Source organism: Streptomyces sp. NPDC024698 (assembly GCF_055559015.1).
The window spans coordinates 227,029-244,219 of sequence record NZ_JBVHLK010000001.1 but is presented as its reverse complement, the minus strand read 5'-3'; the positions used below and the strand labels follow the sequence as shown (position 1 = coordinate 244,219).

At 73.3% G+C, this 17,191-nt stretch carries 15 protein-coding genes; 7 read left to right on the top strand and 8 right to left on the bottom strand.

Going from position 1 to position 17,191, the window contains the following annotated elements; all coding sequences use genetic code 11:
* Nucleotides 1-8: 8 nt before the first annotated feature.
* From ACZ4AA_RS01050 to ACZ4AA_RS01040, 3 genes are all read left to right on the top strand, one after another.
* Nucleotides 9-1,409 carry a multidrug effflux MFS transporter gene (locus ACZ4AA_RS01050; RefSeq protein WP_467593274.1) on the top strand — a complete coding sequence of 467 codons (1,401 nt, stop codon included), beginning with the start codon at nucleotides 9-11 and terminating at the stop codon, nucleotides 1,407-1,409.
* Nucleotides 1,355-2,536: a serine hydrolase domain-containing protein gene (locus ACZ4AA_RS01045; RefSeq protein WP_467593271.1), complete on the top strand. Its 1,182-nt coding sequence runs from the start codon at nucleotides 1,355-1,357 to the stop codon at nucleotides 2,534-2,536. Before ACZ4AA_RS01050 ends, ACZ4AA_RS01045 begins: the two co-directional genes overlap by 55 nt.
* 86 nt (nucleotides 2,537-2,622) lie before the next feature.
* Nucleotides 2,623-3,618 carry a small ribosomal subunit Rsm22 family protein gene (locus tag ACZ4AA_RS01040; RefSeq protein ID WP_467593268.1) on the top strand — a complete coding sequence of 332 codons (996 nt, stop codon included), beginning with the start codon at nucleotides 2,623-2,625 and terminating at the stop codon, nucleotides 3,616-3,618.
* Nucleotide 3,619: 1 nt separating this feature from the next.
* Here ACZ4AA_RS01040 and ddaH read toward each other — a convergent pair whose 3' ends face one another.
* Nucleotides 3,620-4,441, bottom strand: coding sequence for a dimethylargininase (gene ddaH, locus ACZ4AA_RS01035; RefSeq protein ID WP_467593265.1), 822 nt, complete (start codon nucleotides 4,439-4,441; stop codon nucleotides 3,620-3,622).
* Nucleotides 4,442-4,765: 324 nt separating this feature from the next.
* On the opposite strand from ddaH, the gene ACZ4AA_RS01030 reads away from it, so the two are divergent.
* Complete coding sequence (locus ACZ4AA_RS01030; protein WP_467593262.1) at nucleotides 4,766-5,500, top strand: bifunctional DNA primase/polymerase; 735 nt, start codon at nucleotides 4,766-4,768, stop codon at nucleotides 5,498-5,500.
* 31 nt (nucleotides 5,501-5,531) lie between these two features.
* On the opposite strand, the gene ACZ4AA_RS01025 is transcribed toward ACZ4AA_RS01030, so the two are convergent.
* The 7 genes from ACZ4AA_RS01025 to ACZ4AA_RS00995 all read right to left on the bottom strand — a co-directional run bounded on the left by ACZ4AA_RS01025 (nucleotide 5,532) and on the right by ACZ4AA_RS00995 (nucleotide 13,049).
* Complete coding sequence (locus ACZ4AA_RS01025; protein ID WP_467593259.1) at nucleotides 5,532-6,539, bottom strand: SCO2278 family lipoprotein; 1,008 nt, start codon at nucleotides 6,537-6,539, stop codon at nucleotides 5,532-5,534.
* A complete protein-coding gene (efeU, locus tag ACZ4AA_RS01020; RefSeq protein ID WP_467593256.1) occupies nucleotides 6,496-7,371 on the bottom strand; it encodes an iron uptake transporter permease EfeU in 876 nt (291 codons plus the stop codon). The genes ACZ4AA_RS01025 and efeU overlap by 44 nt, the downstream gene beginning before the upstream one ends.
* A 2-nt stretch (nucleotides 7,372-7,373) precedes the next feature.
* Nucleotides 7,374-8,666 carry an iron uptake transporter deferrochelatase/peroxidase subunit gene (gene efeB, locus ACZ4AA_RS01015; protein ID WP_467593253.1) on the bottom strand — a complete coding sequence of 431 codons (1,293 nt, stop codon included), beginning with the start codon at nucleotides 8,664-8,666 and terminating at the stop codon, nucleotides 7,374-7,376.
* Between the two features lie 13 nt (nucleotides 8,667-8,679).
* Nucleotides 8,680-9,816 (bottom strand): iron uptake system protein EfeO, encoded by a 1,137-nt coding sequence (gene efeO, locus ACZ4AA_RS01010; RefSeq protein WP_467593250.1) that lies wholly within the window; start codon nucleotides 9,814-9,816, stop codon nucleotides 8,680-8,682.
* 178 nt (nucleotides 9,817-9,994) lie between these two features.
* A complete protein-coding gene (locus ACZ4AA_RS01005) occupies nucleotides 9,995-10,936 on the bottom strand; it encodes a heme ABC transporter ATP-binding protein (RefSeq protein WP_467593247.1) in 942 nt (313 codons plus the stop codon).
* Nucleotides 10,933-12,036: a FecCD family ABC transporter permease gene (locus tag ACZ4AA_RS01000; protein ID WP_467593244.1), complete on the bottom strand. Its 1,104-nt coding sequence runs from the start codon at nucleotides 12,034-12,036 to the stop codon at nucleotides 10,933-10,935. The genes ACZ4AA_RS01005 and ACZ4AA_RS01000 overlap by 4 nt, the downstream gene beginning before the upstream one ends.
* Nucleotides 12,033-13,049 carry a heme/hemin ABC transporter substrate-binding protein gene (locus tag ACZ4AA_RS00995; RefSeq protein ID WP_467593242.1) on the bottom strand — a complete coding sequence of 339 codons (1,017 nt, stop codon included), beginning with the start codon at nucleotides 13,047-13,049 and terminating at the stop codon, nucleotides 12,033-12,035. Before ACZ4AA_RS00995 ends, ACZ4AA_RS01000 begins: the two co-directional genes overlap by 4 nt.
* A gap of 118 nt (nucleotides 13,050-13,167) precedes the next feature.
* Between ACZ4AA_RS00995 and ACZ4AA_RS00990 the strand changes: the two genes are divergently transcribed.
* From ACZ4AA_RS00990 to ACZ4AA_RS00980, 3 genes are all read left to right on the top strand, one after another.
* Nucleotides 13,168-14,571, top strand: a complete 1,404-nt coding sequence (locus ACZ4AA_RS00990; protein ID WP_467593241.1) for an HtaA domain-containing protein — start codon at nucleotides 13,168-13,170, stop codon at nucleotides 14,569-14,571.
* Between the two features lie 136 nt (nucleotides 14,572-14,707).
* Nucleotides 14,708-16,219: an HtaA domain-containing protein gene (locus tag ACZ4AA_RS00985; RefSeq protein WP_467593239.1), complete on the top strand. Its 1,512-nt coding sequence runs from the start codon at nucleotides 14,708-14,710 to the stop codon at nucleotides 16,217-16,219.
* Between the two features lie 127 nt (nucleotides 16,220-16,346).
* Complete coding sequence (locus ACZ4AA_RS00980; protein WP_467593236.1) at nucleotides 16,347-16,991, top strand: PhzF family phenazine biosynthesis protein; 645 nt, start codon at nucleotides 16,347-16,349, stop codon at nucleotides 16,989-16,991.
* Nucleotides 16,992-17,191 lie beyond the last annotated feature (200 nt).

Here is a 17,191-nt window from a genome sequence, read left to right as displayed (position 1 = left end):
GGGGGCACATGCCCGAGCGTGGCCGCACCACGCGGGACCAGGAAGACCCGCGAGGGCACATACCGCAGGCACGTACCGCGGGCACCGCGCCCGGGGTCGCCGCACCCGCGGTCGCCGACGGGGGGCCGCCGGCCGGCGGCGCCGAGGCCGCCGCACCGCCGCCGCGCACCGGACCCGGCGCGCCGGGCCGCACCGGACTCCTCGTCACCCTCGTCCTCGGCGGGCTCACCGCCACACCCCCGCTCGCGATGGACATGTACCTCCCCTCGCTGCCGGAGGTCACCCGCTCCCTGCACGCCCCCGCCTCCACCGTCCAGCTCACGCTCACCGCGTGCCTGGCCGGAATGGCGCTGGGGCAGCTCGTCGTCGGGCCCATGAGCGACCGGTTCGGCCGCCGCAGGCCGCTGCTCGCCGGTCTCGCCGTCTACGTCGTCGCCACCGCCCTGTGCGCCCTCGCGCCCGGTGTCGGGCTCCTGGTCGCCCTGCGCCTCGTCCAGGGGCTCGCGGGCGCGGCCGGGATAGTGATCGCCCGCGCCGTCGTGCGCGACCTGTACGACGGCGTGGCCATGGCCCGCTTCTTCTCCACCCTCATGCTGATCTCCGGCGTCGCCCCGGTCGTCGCGCCGCTCATCGGCGGACAGATCCTGCGCTTCACCGACTGGCGGGGCGTGTTCGTGGTCCTCACCGCCGTCGGCATCGCGCTCTCGGCCCTCGTCTGGGCGCGACTGCCCGAGACCCTCGAACCGGCGGACCGGCACGGCGGCGGCGCCCGTGAGGCCGTGCGCGCCATGCGCGGGCTGCTCGCCGACCGCGTCTTCGCCGGGTACATGCTCGCGGGCGGCTTCACCTTCGCGGCCCTCTTCGCCTACATCTCGGCCTCCCCGTTCGTGATCCAGGACCTGTACGGGGCCTCGCCGCAGACCTTCAGCCTGCTCTTCGGCGCGAACTCCGTCGGCCTCGTGATCGCGGGCCAGGTCAACGGCAAGCTGCTCGTCGGCCGGGTCGCCCTGGAGAAGGTCCTCGCCACCGGCCTCGCCCTGGTCGTCCTCGCCGCGACCGCGCTGCTCCTGATGTCCACCGGCGCCCTCGGCCCGGTCGGGCTCGCCCCGGTCGCCGCCGCGCTGTTCGTGCTGATGTCCGCCATGGGCCTGGCCCTGCCCAACACCCAGGCGCTCGCCCTCATGCGGGTACGGAACACGGCCGGTTCCGCCTCCGCGCTGCTCGGCACCACCTCCTTCCTCATCGGCGCGGTGGCCTCACCACTCGTCGGCATCGCGGGGGAGCACACCGCCGTCCCCATGGCCGTTGTCCAGCTGGTGGCCGCTCTGGTCGCCGTCGGCTGCTTCGTGGGACTGTGCCGTCCCCGGCGGACGGGACCCACTGCGAACGGAATAGGGGCGGGGAACTGAGCGCACCACGACTGCGGACCGGTACGCCGGAACGGGCCGGACTCGACTCCGGTGAACTGCGGCGGCTGGTCCACGAGGTCCGCGCCCTCACCCGCGGGGCCGACCCGTGGGCCGCGGGCGTCGTGGTGGTCGCGGGGCGGGGCCCGGTCATCGCCGTCGAGGAGGCGGCGGGATGGGCCGTGCGCTACTCGGCCCACGACTTCGACAAGGACACCGGGATCGAGCTGCCGCCGACGGCGCGGGTGCCGATGACCGTGCACACGCCCTTCGACCTGGCCTCCCTCACCAAGCTGTTCACCGCGGTCGCCGCCGTGCAGCAGCTGGAGCGCGGCACGCTGGGCATCGAGGCGCGCGTCGGCGCGTATCTGCCGGAGTTCCGCGCGGCCCGCGAGCACGGCATCACCGTGCGGCAGCTGCTGACCCACACCTCCGGGCTGCGCCCCGAACTCCCGCTGTACGACTGCCCGGACGACGCGGCCCGGCTGGCGCTGCTGCGGGCGGAGGCCCCCTCGTCGCAGCCCGGCGAGTACCGCTACTCCGACGTCAATCTGCTCCTGCTCCAGTTCGTGCTGGAGCGCGTCACCGGCCGGGGGCTCGACGTCCTCGTCCGCGACGGCATCACCCGTCCCCTCGGGATGAACGCCACCGCCTTCGGACCGTGCCCGGGCGCGGCGGCCACCGAGGACCAGCGGCGGCCCCGGGCCAAGGCGGACCGGGGCATGCTGCGGGGCGTCGTGCACGACGAGAACGCCTGGGCGCTCGGCGGGGTGGCCGGTCACGCCGGACTGTTCTCCACCGCACGCGACCTGGCCGTGTTCTGCCGCACCCTGCTCGCGGGCGGTTCCTACGGCCCCGCCCGCATCCTCGGCCCCGACTTCGTCGAGCTCCTCCTCACCCCGCCCGGTCTCGGATTCGCCCTCGACCAGCCCTGGTTCATGGGCACCCTCGCGGGCCACGGCGCGGCCGGCCACACCGGGTTCACCGGCACCTCCCTGGTCCTGGACCCGGCGACGGACACGTTCCTGGTCCTGCTGGCCAACACAGTCCACCCCCGGCGCCGCCCGGCCGACAACGCGCCCCGGGCGGCGGCGGCCACCCGGCTGCGGCGGGCGGTGCGCGGCACCTGAGCGCCCGCCCGCCCGGTACGGGGGCACCGCCCGCGGTGGACCGCAGGCCGGTACGGGGCGTGCGCGGCACCTGAGAGAATCGGGCCGTGAACGCCCCCGTACCCCCCGCCGACACCCTGCGCGGAGCCCTCGCCGGACTGCTCGAAGGACTGCCGCCCAAGGCCGCCGCGCAGGCGGTCGAGCGGCTGATCGCGAACTACCGGGGGACCACCCCGACCCACACCCCGGTCCTGCGGGACCGCTCGGACGTGGCCGCGTACGCCGCGTACCGGATGCCCGCGACCTTCGAGGCGGTGTGCGCGGCGCTCGAGGCGTTCGCGGACGCGGTGCCCGGCTGGGTGCCGGGCAGTCATGTGGACGTCGGCGGCGGCACCGGCGCGGCCACCTGGGCGGTGAACGCGACCTGGGGCGGTGTCCGCCCGGTGACCGTGCTCGACTGGGCCGAGCCGGCCCTCGCGCTCGGCCGGGAGATCGCCGCCGCCAACCCGGAACTGCGGGACGCCGCGTGGCAGCGCTCTCGTATCGGAGCGGCGCTCACCATCGAGAGCACTGATCTCGTCACGGTCTCGTACGTCCTCGGCGAGCTCACCGAGCAGGACCGCGCCTCGGTCGTGGACGCCGCCGCGGCCGCCGCCCCGGCCGTCGTGATCATCGAGCCCGGCACCCCCGACGGCTACGCCCGGGTGCTGGCCGCGCGCGAACGCCTGATCGGCGCCGGCTTCCAGGTCGCCGCGCCCTGCCCGCACAGCGCGGCGTGCCCCGTCGTCCCCGGCCAGGACTGGTGCCACTTCTCGGCCAGGGTCGCCCGCTCCTCCCTGCACCGTCAGGTCAAGGGCGGTTCCCTGCCCTACGAGGACGAGAAGTTCAGCTATGTCGCCGCGACCCGCTTCCCGCCCGAACCGGCGTCCTCGCGCGTCGTGCGCAAGCCGCAGATCCGCAAGGGCCAGGTGCTGCTCGACCTGTGCGGGCCGGACGAGGCGCTGCGCCGGGAGACGGTGACCAAGCGCCACGGACCGCTGTACAAGGCCGCCCGCGACGCCGGGTGGGGCGACGCCTGGCCGCCGCCGGAGGACGCCTCCTGACTCAGGGCCGCAGCTCCTGGGTGCAGCACTTCACGCTGCCGCCGCCCTTGAGGAGTTCGCCGAGGTCCACCCCGACGGGCACGAAGCCGCGTTCCCGGAGCGGGTCGAACAGACCCGTGGCCTCCTGCGGCAGCAGCACGTGCAGACCGTCCGAGACCGCGTTGAGGCCGAGCGCGGCGGCGTCCTCCTCCGTCGCGGTCAGCGCGCCCGGGAACAGCCGGCGCAGGACCTCGCGGCTGCCGAGGGAGAACGCGGGCGGGTAGTACATGACGTCGTCCCCGCCCTCGTCGAGGACGGCGAGGGCGGTGTCCAGGTGGTAGTAGCGCGGGTCGACCAGGTCGAGGCCGATCACCGGGCGGCCGAAGAACTCCTGCGCCTCCCCGTGCGAGAGCGGGCTCGCCCTGAAGCCCCGGCCCGCGAGCAGCCACGACCCCGTGACGACGAAGTCGCCCTCGCCCTCGTTGACGTGCTCCGGTTCGCGGACCGGCCCGTACCCGCGGGAGCGGAACCACTCCAGATGCGCCGCCGCCTCCGCCTCGCGCTGCGGGTAGGCGAACCGGGCGCCCAGCACCCGGCCGTCCACGACCGTCGCGCCGTTCGCCGCGAAGACCATGTCCGGCAGACCCGGACGCGGTGCCAGCTCCTCGACCGTGTGCCCGAGGGAGCGGTAGCGGTCCCGCAGGTCCTCCCACTGGGCGAGGGCGAGCGGCACGTCGACCGGCTTGGCCGGGTTCATCCACGGATTGATCGCGTACGTGACGTCGAAGTGCACCGGGGGGCACATGAGGTAGCGCCGGGGCGTGGCGCGGCGGACAGGGTGCAAGGAAGGCTCCTTACGCAACCGCAGGGGCAGTTGATGCTCATGGTGCGGTGCACCCCGGCCCGTCCCGGCTCCGGCACGCGGTCGTGTTTCCGTACGACTGCCGCGTTCGACCACCCGGACGTGCGTGCCGGTCCTGTCCCGCGGGGTGATCCCGCACTCGTCCGACGCCCGTGAAATCGCCTCAAATCATGCAATAACACCTGATCAGGGCCTGGTGGGCGCATCGTCCCACCTACCCCGGTTGTCGGCTCCGGCCACCCGGAGCGCAGGATGGTGGGACGATGGGGCGAGGACGAATCGCACTACGGCGAGGCGAGGGGATAGATGAGCGCAGAGTTCGCAGACCGCTCCGGCACGCGGGGCAGGATCTCGGCGTGGCTGCGCGGACGCCGGCCCAAAGCCCCGGCGCAGACATCCGCCGCCGGCCGTGAGGACCTGCTGCTCGCCGCCGCCGCCGCGGGGCTGCCGCTCGCGCAGGCCGCCCACCCCGTCGGCTATCGCTGTTCCTGTGACCGTGTGGGCTGTCCCACGCCCGCGCGCCACCCCGTCTCCTTCGCCTGGCAGACACAGTCGACCACCGACCGCGCCCAGATCGAGCGCTGGGCCAGGCACCAGCCGAAGGCGAACTTCATCACCGCGACCGGCATGGTGAACGACGTCCTGGACGTGCCGCTGGAGGCCGGGCGCGAGGCGCTGGAGCGCCTGCTCGCCGCCGGCATCGAGGTCGGACCCGTCGCGGAGACCGGCGACGGACGCATGCTCTTCTTCACCCTCACCCGCGGCACGCCCGAGGACGAGGACGAGTGGTGGCCCTGTGAGCTGGACTGCCACCCCGAGACGATGGACGAACACCCCGGCTTCCGCTGGCACTGCCGCGGCTCGTACGTCCTGGTGCCCCCGGCCCAGCTGCCCGGCGGTCTGGGCGTCGACTGGGTGCGCGGCCCCGAGCACGCGCTGCCGGAACCGCTGACGCTCCTGGAGACGTTGACCGACGCGTGCGCCCGCTACGCCGGGGAGAACGGCGCGGACCAGCTCGCCGCCTGGCCCCACCGGGGCTGAGCCCCGCCCCGGGGCGCCGAGGCGCTCCGGGCTACTCGCCCTTGGCGCCCGTCAGCCCCTCGACCCGGCCGAGGACCGACACCTGCCCCGGGCCCGAGCCCTTCGGCGGGTCGAGCGCGGCCTGGTTGGAGACGAACTCCAGGGTCAACGACCGGCCGATCTCGCCGGTCGTCAGCGCCTGCACGTCCGCGCCGGGGGAGGGGATCTCGGTGCCCGCGGCGGCGGTCTCCTTCTCGAAGCGGTGCGTGGCGAAGAACACCAGCGCCCCGCCGTCCGCCGTGCGCAGTCCCACCGGCGCGTAGCCGCCCGAGGTCAGCGGCTCGTCGATGTACTGCCGGGCGAGGCCGGGCCGGCTCGCGTACTTCTCCCGTTGGGCCCGCCACTGCGAGGTGTGGACACCCGCGGCGAAGGTGTCGCCACCGGAGCGGAGATAGTCCGCGTACGACCGGCCGAGCTGCCGGGGCTCGATCGCGAGCGCCGGGTCGTCGGCCGCGACGGGCTGCGCCCAGCCGCCGCCGTCGGTCGCGAACTTCGGTACGTCACCGGGGCCGAGGACCGTCAGATACGAGGCCTGCCACGGCTCGCGGATGCTGTCGCGGGTGAAGACGAGTAGCCAACGACTGCCCTGCACACCCTTGTTGGCGGTCGCGTCCGCCACGAACCAGCGCGGCCAGCCCGCCTTCGCGGGGATGGAGAACCGGGCGTCGTCGAAGGTCAGCGCCGAGTGCGCGGGATTCCCGCCCGGGTGCCCGAGACGGCCGGCCTTCAGCCTGGCGCCGTCGATGGCGGCGAGCGGACCGCTGACCCGGTCCGCGTCCTTCGAACGGTCGTACGTCGCGTCCGCCTTGTTGTACGCGGCGGTGAAGTCGGCCAGCGCGCGGGCGGCGTCGGCGCGGGTCGTGGCCGGCACGACCTCACGCTCGCCGTGCACCACCACGCAGCCGCTCGCCGCCCACAACGTGGTCACCGTCGTCGCCAGGGCGAGACGGCCGAGGCTACGAGGCCTTCGAGGGCTGCGATCCGTGCGATCCCTGCGCATCAGCTGCCTTCACCTTCTTCTTCCCGGAGGCGAACCCTACCGGGGCGAAGAAGATCGTGAGCGTCGGGACCAAGTACAGGGCCCACACCGTGACCTGAAGGACGGTCGGGTCGGGCTGGAAGTTGAAGACGCCCTTCAGCAGGGTGCCGTACCAGCTCGTCGGGTCGATCGTGTCGCTGATGTCGAAGGCCAGGTGCGTCAGGCCCGGGATGAAGTCGGCCTCCTGGAGGTCGTGGACGCCGTACGCGAGCACGCCCGCGGCGACGACGACGAGCATGCCGCCGGTCCAGGTGAAGAACTTGGCGAGGTTGATCTTCAGCGCGCCGCGGTAGAACAGCCAGCCCAGCAGGACCGCGGTGGCCAGGCCGAGCGCCACGCCGATCAGCGGGCGGGGGGTGCCGTCGCTGGCCGCGTGCACAGACGCCCAGACGAACAGGGCCGTCTCCAGGCCCTCCCGGCCGACCGCCAGGAACGCGGTCGCCACCAGCGCGCCCGTTCCCATGGCGAGCGCCGCGTCGAGCCTGCCGTGCAGTTCGGACTTCAGGTGCCGGGCGGTGCGCCGCATCCAGAAGACCATCCAGGTCACCAGGCCCACGGCGAGGATCGACAGCGAACCGCCGAGCCCCTCCTGAGCCTGGAACGTCATCTCCTGGGAGCCGAATTCGAGGGCGCAGCCGAACCCGAGCGCCACGACGATCGCGACCGTGATGCCCGCCCAGATCGGCTTGAGGGCGTCCCTGCGTTCCGTCTTCACCAGGTAGGCGATGAGGATGCAGACGACGAGGCTGGCCTCCAGGCCCTCGCGGAGTCCGATCAGATAGTTGCTGAACACGGCTACGCCTCCTTGGAGAACAGCGTCCGGCCCCACCAGTCGTCCTTGTCCCGGACGCCGGGCGGAACGGCGAAGACAGCCGAACTCACGTGCTGGATGTACTCGTTGAGCGCGTCGGAGCGCGACAGGCTGCGCTGGAGGGGGATGAACCCCTTGCGCACGTCCCGCTGGTAGGCGAGGAAGAACAGGCCCGCTTCGAGGCGGCCGAGACCGTCCGTGCCGTCCGTGAAGGAGTAGCCGCGGCGCAGGATCGTGATCCCGTCGTTGGAGTCGGGGTGCGCGAGCCGGACATGGGCGTCGGGCTTCATCGCCTTCAGGAACGGCTTGTCGTGCTCCTTGGCCCTGCCGACGGGGGCACCCTCGCCCTTGTCGCGGCCGAAGACGTCCTCCTGCTCCTGGAGCGACGTACGGTCCCAGGTCTCGATGTTCATCCGGATGCGCCGGGCCACGAGGTAGGAACCGCCGGTCATCCAGGCGGAGTTGCCCTCGTTGTCCTTGCCGTCGGCCCATACGAACTTCGCGAGCCGCGCGGTCTCGGTGCCCGCGATGTTGCGGGTGCCGTCCTTGAAGCCCATGAGGTTGCGCGGGGTCTGCGCGTCCGGGGTCGTCGAGGACGTCTTGCCGAAGCCGAGCTGCGACCAGCGGATGGCGACCTTGCCGAAGCCGATACGGGCCAGGTTGCGGATGGCGTGCACCGCCACCTGCGGGTCGTCGGCGCAGGCCTGGATGCACAGGTCGCCGTTGCTGCGGGCCTTGTCCAGGTTGTCGCCAGGGAACTCCGGCAGGTCGACGAGCGCCTCCGGACGCCGGTCGGCGAGACCGAACCTGTCGAACAGCGACGGACCGAAGCCGATGGTCAGCGTCAGCCGCGACGGCTTGAGCCCGAGGGCCTCACCGGTGTCGTCCGGCGGAGCCTCGGCCAGACCGCCGTACGCGCCCTCACCGACCGTGTGTCCGGCGGTCATCCGGGCGGCCGCCTGCGTCCAGTCCTTGAGGAGCTGGACGAACTCGGCGCGGTCGTCCGTCTTCACGTCGAACGCGGCGAAGTGCAGCCGGTCCTGCACCGCTGTGGCGATGCCGGCCTGATGGGCACCGTGGAACGGGACGGCCGCACCGGTGTCGGCGCCGGCCGGATCCACGTCGTTGCCGACGCGGGTCATCGCGACGGCGCCGCCGGCCGCGGCGGCGCCGAGCGCGAGCCCGGCACCGCCCCAGCCGATCAGGTTGCGCCGGGTCGGCGCGGAGCCGGAGCGGGCGGGCTCGGCGGTGTTCGCGGTGTCGGTCGTTTCCGTCATGGCGTGGCTCCTACTACTTCACGACGGCGGCGGCGAGCTTGGACAGGGGCTCGGCGAGCGCGTTGACGGCGTCCGAGAGCTCCTTGCGGTCGGCCTTGCCGACCGTGTCGTACGAGACGAAACCGTCCGAGGTCTTGTCCGTGCGGTACTTGTCGAGCAGCTTGTCCAGCGCGGCGAACTGCTTGTCGAGCTCAGCGGTCAGCGCCGCGTCGTTCTCCGAGGCGACCGGCTTGAGCAGCTCGTACGCCTTCTGCGCGCCGTCGACGTTGCCCTTGAAGTCGCTGAGGTCCGTGTGCGAGTAGCGGTCCTCCTCGCCGGTGACCTTGCCGGTGGCGACCTCGTCGAGCAGCTCCTTGGCGCCGTTGGCCATGGAGGTCGGGGTGATCTCGGCCTTGCCGACGCGCTTCTGCCAGTCGGTCAGGTCGGTGACGAGCTGGTCGGCGAGGGTCTTCTGCTCGTCACCGATCTTCTTGTCCGCCCACAGCGCCTTCTCCAGCGCGTGCCAGCCGGTCCACTTCTGGCCCTTCTCCAGGCCGTCGGCGCGGGTGTCGGTCTTGGGGTCGATGTCGCCGAACGACTCGGCGATCGGCTCGGTGCTCTCCCAGCCCACGCGGGAGGGGGCGTAGGCCTTCTTGGCGGCCTCCAGGTCACCGGCCTTGACGGCGTCGGCGAAGGTCTTCACCTTGGGGATCGTGGCGTCGGCCTCGGACTGCGCCCACTCGCGGTAGGAGGCGACGGCCTTGTCCAGGCGCGGGTCGCGCTTGGCGACCTTGCCGCCGGTCACGGTGAGCTTCTGGCGGACGCCGTGGCCCTTCATGCCCGGGCGGCAGGCGATCTCGTACGAGCCGGCCTTGACCTCGGCGGTCAGCGTGTACTTGGTGCCGGGGCCGATGTTCTCCTTCTCGGAGACGATCCGGTCGTCGGGGAAGACGATCTCGACCTCGGTGGCCTGGGACCCCTTGTTCTCGATCTTCAGGGTGACGTGGCCGGCCGGCACGGTCTTGGAGGACGTCTCGCACTTGGAGTCGGCGGCCGTCACCTGGATCGCGTCGCCGTTCTTCGCGTCGCTCTTCTGGGTGCAGCCGGTGACGGCGGCCAGAGCGGCCGCGGTGGCGGCAGCGGTGACAACGGACAGTCGGACGGCTCGCATGCAGGCTCCAAGAGAAGTCGGACAAGCCGCACGGCTGGGCCCGTTCGGCATGGTGAGGCTGGCCTAACTTATCTGAGGCTTGCCTCACTGATACCCACCCGTGCGGTGATTCACCTCTCACAGATGCCGAACAGGAACGGCTTGATCACGCTGACTCAAACCGGACCCCATGGAATGGTCAAGGAGAGGTCAAGGAGCGGGTTTCGTCGCGTTTCGGGGTGATGAGCGCGGCTCCGGTCCTGGGGTGCGGGAACACCTCGACCGGCTGCCGGTAGACCTCGCTCAGCAGTTCGCCGGTGAGAACCTCCGCCGGCCGGCCGTGTGCCGCGACGCGACCGGCGCACAGGATCGCGACCCGGTGCGCGTAGGCCGCCGCCAGCCCCAGATCGTGCAGCACCACGACCACCGCGTCACCGGCGCGCGCCCTGTCCCGGCACACCCGCAGCACCAACTCCTGGTGCCTCAGGTCGAGTGCGGCCGTCGGCTCGTCGAGCAGCAGCAGGGGCGCGCGCTGCGCGAGCACGCGGGCGAGAGCCACCCGTGCCCGCTCCCCGCCGCTCAGCGCGGCGAACGGGCGGGCGGCGAAGGCGGTCACCTCGGTGGCCGCCATGGCCGCGCCGACCGCCGCGTCGTCGTCCCGCGGGGCGTGGGCCCAGGGTGCCCGCCCCATGCGGACGACCTCCTCCACGGTGAACGGGAAGGAGAGCGCCGCCGCCTGGGGGAGCACGGCCCGGCGCAGGGCGAGTTCGCCCGCCGACCAGTCCCGCACGGGCCGCCCGTGCAGTCGTACGACCCCTGCCGCGGCGGGCAGATCGGCCGCCAGCGCGGCCAGGAGGGTGGACTTTCCCGCCCCGTTGGGCCCGACCAGCGCGAGCACCTCGCCCGCGCGGGCGGTGACGTCGACGCCGCGCAGCACCTCCCGGCCGCCGAGCCGGACATGGAGGTCCTCGGTCTCGGCGAGTACGTCGCCGGGGGCGGGCGCGGACGGAGCCGCCGCCCGCGTCGCCCGCGTGAGCCGCAGCCCCCTGACGGCCCGCGCGAGCCGCGCCGCTCCGCCGTCTCGCCCCGGCCCCGACTCCCCGTCGGTGCTCGGACGTTGCGGTCCTCCGGTGGATCTCATGCCCAGCCTCCTTGCCTGCGGCGGGTCCTGCGCAGTAGCCACAGGAAGAACGGGCTGCCCAGCAGGGCGGTGAGGACGCCGAGGGGAAGCTCGGCGGGTTGCGCGAGGGTCCGGGCGGCGAGGTCGGCCGCGAGCAGCACGGCGGCCCCGCCGAGCGCGCTGCCCGGGATCAGGAAGCGGTGTCCGGGCCCGGCGGCCATGCGCAGCAGATGCGGTACGACCAGACCGATGAAGCCGATGATCCCGGAGACACTGACGGCCGCCGCCGTGAGCAGCGCGATGACCAGCACCAGGACGAGCCGCAGCCGTTCGACGTCGACGCCCAGGTGCCGGGCCGGCCGTTCGCCGAGCGCCAGGAGGTCGAGCCGGCGGGCGTACAGCGGCGCCAGGGTCAGACCGGCCGCGGCGCAGGGCAGGACCGCGAGCACCTTCGGCCAGGTCGCCTGCGCCAGCGATCCGAGCTGCCAGAAGGTGATCTGGCTGACGGCGGCGGAGTCCGCGAAGAACAGGAACAGTCCGATCAGGGCGCCGGTGAAGGCGTTCAGCGCGATCCCGGTGAGGATCAGCGTGACGACCTCGGTGCGGCCGCCCGAGCGTGACATCGCGTAGACGAGCAGGACCGCGGCCAGACCGGTGACGAAGGCGACGGCCGGGACCGTGAACGTACCGAGGAAGTCGAGGCCGAGGGCGATGGCGGCGACCGCGCCGACCGCCGCCCCCGACGAGACGCCGATGACCCCGGGCTCGGCCAGCGGATTGCCGAACACGCCCTGCATGAGGGCGCCCGCGCAGCCCAGCGAGGCGCCGATGAGCAGAGCGAGCACGATCCGCGGGAAGCGCACGTCCCACAGGACCGACTCCGGCACCCGCTCCAGCGCGCCGCCCCCGAGTCCGGCGCGGTGTGCGACGGAGGCGAGCACGTCCCCGGTGGGGATCGGGTACGCGCCGAGCCCGGCGGCCACGGGCACCAGGACGAGCAGCGCGGCGACGAGTCCCGCGGTCAGGAGCCAGGGGGCGCGGCGCGCCGCCCGTCGGCCTGCCCGCGGGGTGACGGCCGGTCCGGCGGGCGCCCCGGTGGCCGGGCGGTCGAGCGCGGTCATCGGGTGGATCCGGTGGATCCGTACAACTGCCGTACCAGCGATTTCAGTACCTGGTCCGTGCGCGGCCCGTAGTTGAGGAGCACCCCGTCCTCGACGGACACCACCCGGCGGTTCGCGCCGGCCGGAGTCTGCGCCACCCCGGGGATCTTGACGAGCCCGTCGGTTCCGCCGACGGACGCGAGCCCCTTGGACATCACGAGGATCGCGTCGGGCGCGGCCCGTACGAGTGCCTCGGTGGTGATGGCGGTGAAGTCCTTGTCCAGTCCCGACGCGGCGCCCGCGTCGACCGCCCCCGCCGCCTCCAGCAGCGAGGTCGCGCCCGAGCCGCGGCCGCCGATGAGGTAGACGGAGGCGGAGCCGCGGAGGTAGAGGAAGGCGACGCGCGGGTGGTCCGCGTGGGCCGGAATCGCCTTGCGCACGGCGGCGATCCGGTCCTGCGACCGCTCGGCCAGCCGTTGTCCGGCCGCCGGTACACCGAGCGCGTCGGCCACCGCCCGGATGCGTGTGCCCACGTCGGCGAGGCCGTGCGCGGGGGCGACGACGAGGACGGGGACACCGGCGTCGCGGATCTGCCGTACGGCCTCGTCCGGCCCGGTCGTCGACTCGGCGAGGACGAGGTCGGGGTGCAGGGAGAGCACGCTCTCGGCGGAGACGTCGTGGTTGCGGGTGACGACCGGCAGCCGTCTCGCCTCGTCGAAGGTGGCGGTGATGTCGCGGGCGACGACCCGGTCGCCGAGTCCGAGCGTGAAGACGATCTCGCTGAGACCACCGGACAGCGGAACGATCCGGTCGGCCTTCGCCACGGTCGTCCTCTTCCCGCCGAACGACCGCACCGTGACGGGGAGTCGGGGCGTTCCGGGGGACGTCAGGGGTTCGAGGCGGTCGGTGCCGCCGCTCGTTGCGGCCGTCGCGGTCGCCGCCGCCGACGCGGGTCCCTTGGGGCCCCCGCAGCCGGTCAGGGCGAGGGTGAGGGCGAGCGCGGAGATCAGCGCCCCCGCCAGTCGTGTGCGCAAGCGTTGCACTGTCCCGTTGTTCCTCTCGGTCCTCTTCCGGCACGTCCGGTCGATAGTTTAGGTTAGCCTTACCTAAGTTGCCAGGGGTTCTCCGGACCCCGGAATCCGGAGGACACCCATGACCGCGCGTTCTAGGACCGCGGGGGCCGCCGTGGTCTGCCTGACCGTGCTCGGGGCTCTGCTCACCGCCACGGCCGCTCACGCCGCGAGCCGTACCGTGCGGGGCGGCCGGCTCGACTGGGACATCAAGTCGTCCTTCCAGAGCTATGTCACCGGGCCCATCGCGAAGGGGAGTTACTCCCTCGCCGGGGGCGCGGCCACGGTGGGGGCCAGCCGGTTCCGCTTCCACTCCGCCACCGGCTCCTACGACGGCACCACCGGAGCCTTCACCGCCGCCTACTCCGGCGGAGTCCGCTTCCTCGGGCACCGCGAGAGCGGCGGCGGCTATCAGCTCGACCTCACGATCAGCCGCCCCACCGTCCGCGTATCCGGGGGCCGCGGCACCCTCTACGTCGACATCACCAGCAAGGCGAAGGGCACCGGGACGGTCACGACGTCCACCGGGGTGCCCTTCGCCGCCCTCTCCCTCGGCGGCATCGACATGAAGGGCGGCGGCGCGGCGGTTCGGCTCGACAACCTCCCGGCCACGCTCACTTCACAAGGCGCCCGGTCCTTCGCCGGCTACTACACGGCGGGTACGGCGCTCGACCCGGTGAGCCTGGAGGCGGATGTGCCGGCCCCGGCCGAACCGTCGAGGACACCCACCGCCCGGCCGTCCAAGACGCCCGCGAGAAAGGCGACTTCGGGCGCGATCGAGGACGGAGCCGTCGACTGGGGTGTGCGCCGCACGTTCCGTGAGTACGTCACCGGGCCCGTCGCGAGCGGCACATGGACGCTGACCGCCGGAGCCCAGGACGGCGGCGCGCTCTTCCGCTTCCCCGCGGGCGAGGGCACGTACGACGGCGCCAAGGGCGTCCTGAAGGCCTCCTTCGACGGATCCCTGCGCTTCACGGGACACCAGGGACTCGATCTCCGGCTGAGTGGAGTGCGGGTCAGCGTCGAGCACGGCGAGGGCACGCTCTCCGCCGATGTCACGAGCGCTGACCTCGCCGGCAAGAAGGTCCCGCTCGTGACCTTCGCGGCGAAGAACCTGAAGCCCCAGCGCGGACTCCTGCAACTCACCGAGGTTCCCAGCGAGTTGACCGCACGCGGCGCCGAGGCGTTCGGCGGGATGTATCGCGCCGGCGCGCAGATGGACCCCGTGACCCTCTCCATCGCCCTCACGGATAACGCGCGGCTCCCCGCGCTGCCCGACCTCGGCGCGTCCCCGCCCCCCTCGCCCACGCGGGGCGCCTCGAAGACGCCCGGCGCGAAGGCCGCCGCCGCGCCCCGCGCCGAGAACACCGCGAGCGACGGCCTCCCCGGCGGACCGGCCCTGCCGATCGGCCTCGGCGTCGGGGTCCTGCTCACGGCCGCGGCCGTCTTCGGGTTCCTCCGCAGGCGCCGCGCGCACACCGGCTGACCCCGGGCGACCTCGAACGACTTCGAACGAACCCTTCGACCCGATCGACCCTTTCGACCCCGGACCCCCCCTCAGCCCGATCGACCCCGAACCCCTCAGCCCGACGTACCCCGAACCCCCGAGGAGACCCACGACCATGGCCGCCCACCGCCGCCGCCCCCTCGCCCTCGCCGCCGCCGTCGCGGTCGCCGTGGGGGCGGGCGCCCTCGCCGTGACCAGCGCGTCCGCCGCCGAAGCCCCGCTCAAGGACTACGAGTTGACCTGGGGCGTCAAGCAGTCCTACCGCTCGTACGTGACCGGGATGGCGGCCGGTTCCTTCACCCCGGCCGCCGGGGCGACCCAGGCGGCCGGCAACGGCGCGTTCACCTTCCCCGACGGCAGCGGCACGTACGACTCGGGCACCCACGCCGTACGGCTCGGCTTCGCGGGCACCCTGAAGATCGCCTCCCAGCTGCACGGATTCGAACTCACCCTGTCCGACGTGCGGTTCGACAGCGCGGCGGCGCGGATCACCGCCGACGTCACGAGCGGCGGCACGACCCGGGACGACGTCCCGCTCGCTGACGTCACCGTGACCCGCACGATGGCGGACATGGAGACCCGCCTGACGAAGGAGGCGGCGGGCGTCCTCGGCAGCGCGAGCTACGAGGGCGCGGCGGGCGATCCGCTCACCGTGACCCAGAAGCCGGGAGCGACACAGACGCCGTCGCCCACGGCGGCCCCGACCGCGACCCCGACGGATTCCGCTTCCCCGGAGCCGACCTCGTCCACGTCCGCCTCCGGCTCGCCCTCGTCGTCCGGCTCGTCCCCCTCGCCCTCGGACCCGGCCTCGCGGAGCGCGAGCCCGAGCGCCCCGGCCACGGAGACCGGCGCCCCCGCCCGGGGCGGGATAGCGGACGGGACCCTCGGCTGGGGCGTCAAGCAGTCCTTCCGTGCATACGTCGTGAGCGGCCCGGCCCAGGGGAAGATCACCGCGTCCGGCGGTGCCACGCAGGCCGCCGCGAACGGCGCCTTCACCTTCGCGGACGCGACCGGCACCTATGACACCGACGCCGACACCCTCTCGGCCTCCTTCAAGGGTGCGGTGAACTTCAAGGGCCATGAGCAGAACGGCAGTTACGGGCTCGACCTCACCCTCAGCGACCTCGGGGTGGAGCTCGACGGCGGCTCCGGCGAGCTCACCGCCGACGTCGAGAGCCTGGGCAAGACCTCCGGCGACGTCGTTCTCGCGGACCTGACCGCGAAGACCGCCGACCTGACGGCGCGGGACGAGGTGATCGCTCTCGACGGGGTGACCGCCAAGCTGACCAGGGCCGGTGCGGAGGCGTTCGGTGGCTTCTACGCCGAGGGCACCGAACTGGACCCGGTCGGCCTCTCGGTGGCGCTGAGCGATGACGCCCAACTTCCGGGCGGGAACGGCGGATCGGACTCCGGCTCCGACTCCGGTTCCGGCTCGGACGGCTCCGGTACGTCGTCGGGCACCACGGGGGGCGCCGGGACGACCGGGTCCACGACGGGCGGGGTGAGCGGCGCGCTGGCCTCCACCGGAGCGGGGGTGCCGGCCGGTGCGCTGGGAGCCGCGGCCGCGGTGACCGTCGCGGCGGGCGCCGGCGTGGTGGTCGCGATGCGCAGGCGCCGCACCGTCTGATCCGCCGGCCTGGACCGCACGGGACCGCCCGCCTTCGACACCGTTTCCGATGATCAGGGAGCATTCGGAGGAGGGCGGTCCGGTCGTGCGGGTCACCGAGGGGACGGATGAATGTTTGAATGCCGGAGTGACTGACTACGACGTGCTGCGGGTCTTCTGCGGACCAGGCGGCGGGTATGGCAATGAGCTCGGCGTGGTGCGCGAGGGCTCGGTGATGCCGGACCCCGTGGACCGGCAGGAGTTCGCCGCGAAACTCGGCTTCAGCGAGACCGTGTTCGTCGACGACCCGGAGCGCGGGGTCATCGACATCTACACGCCGTCGCTGCGGCTGCCGTTCGCGGGACATCCGTGCGTCGGGGTGGGCTGGCTGCTCGATGTGCCCGAACTGGTCACACCCGCAGGTGTGGTGGGGGTCAGGCTGGACGGCGAGTTCAGCTGGATCGAGGCGCGCGCCGACTGGGCGCCGCCGAGGACGCTGCGCAGGCACGGGAGCGCGGCCGAGGTCGACGCGCTGGCCGTGCCGCCGTCGGGCGAGTGGATCTACGCCTGGGCCTGGGAGGACGAGGCCGCCGGCCGGGTACGGGCCCGCGGGTTCCCCGGCCGCAACGACGGCATCGAGGAGGACGAGGCCACCGGGGCGGCGGCGCTGCTGCTGACCCAGCAGCTCGGCCGGGCCCTCAACATCACCCAGGGCGTCGGTTCACAGATCCTCACCGCGCCGCAGCCGGGCGACTGGGTCGAAATGGGCGGCCGGGTCCACCTGGAACGCTGACCCCTGACAGGCCCCCGCAGGGCGCCCGTCAGGGGCACGGGGAACCGCGCGCTAGCCCCCACTGTCCCGCGGACGCAGGGTCCGGGGGCGCCCCTCAGGGGCGCGGGGAACTGCGCGCCCAGCCCCCACCGTCCCGCGGACGCGGAGCCCGAGCAAGCCCCCTGAGGGCGGGGCAGGGGACGCGGACCCGGAGCACCCGG

Bases quoted from the DNA above. Each gene is read 5' to 3' on its own strand.
- ACZ4AA_RS01050 (WP_467593274.1), top strand. From the start codon at position 9: ATGCCCGAGCGTGGCCGCACCACGCGGGACCAGGAAGACCCGCGAGGG.
- ACZ4AA_RS01030 (WP_467593262.1), top strand. From the start codon at position 4,766: ATGAGCGCAGAGTTCGCAGACCGCTCCGGCACGCGGGGCAGGATCTCG.
- ACZ4AA_RS01025 (WP_467593259.1), bottom strand. From the start codon at position 6,539: ATGCGCAGGGATCGCACGGATCGCAGCCCTCGAAGGCCTCGTAGCCTC.
- efeB (WP_467593253.1), bottom strand. From the start codon at position 8,666: ATGACGGAAACGACCGACACCGCGAACACCGCCGAGCCCGCCCGCTCC.
- efeO (WP_467593250.1), bottom strand. From the start codon at position 9,816: ATGCGAGCCGTCCGACTGTCCGTTGTCACCGCTGCCGCCACCGCGGCC.
- ACZ4AA_RS01005 (WP_467593247.1), bottom strand. From the start codon at position 10,936: ATGAGATCCACCGGAGGACCGCAACGTCCGAGCACCGACGGGGAGTCG.
- ACZ4AA_RS01000 (WP_467593244.1), bottom strand. From the start codon at position 12,036: ATGACCGCGCTCGACCGCCCGGCCACCGGGGCGCCCGCCGGACCGGCC.
- ACZ4AA_RS00990 (WP_467593241.1), top strand. From the start codon at position 13,168: ATGACCGCGCGTTCTAGGACCGCGGGGGCCGCCGTGGTCTGCCTGACC.
- ACZ4AA_RS00985 (WP_467593239.1), top strand. From the start codon at position 14,708: ATGGCCGCCCACCGCCGCCGCCCCCTCGCCCTCGCCGCCGCCGTCGCG.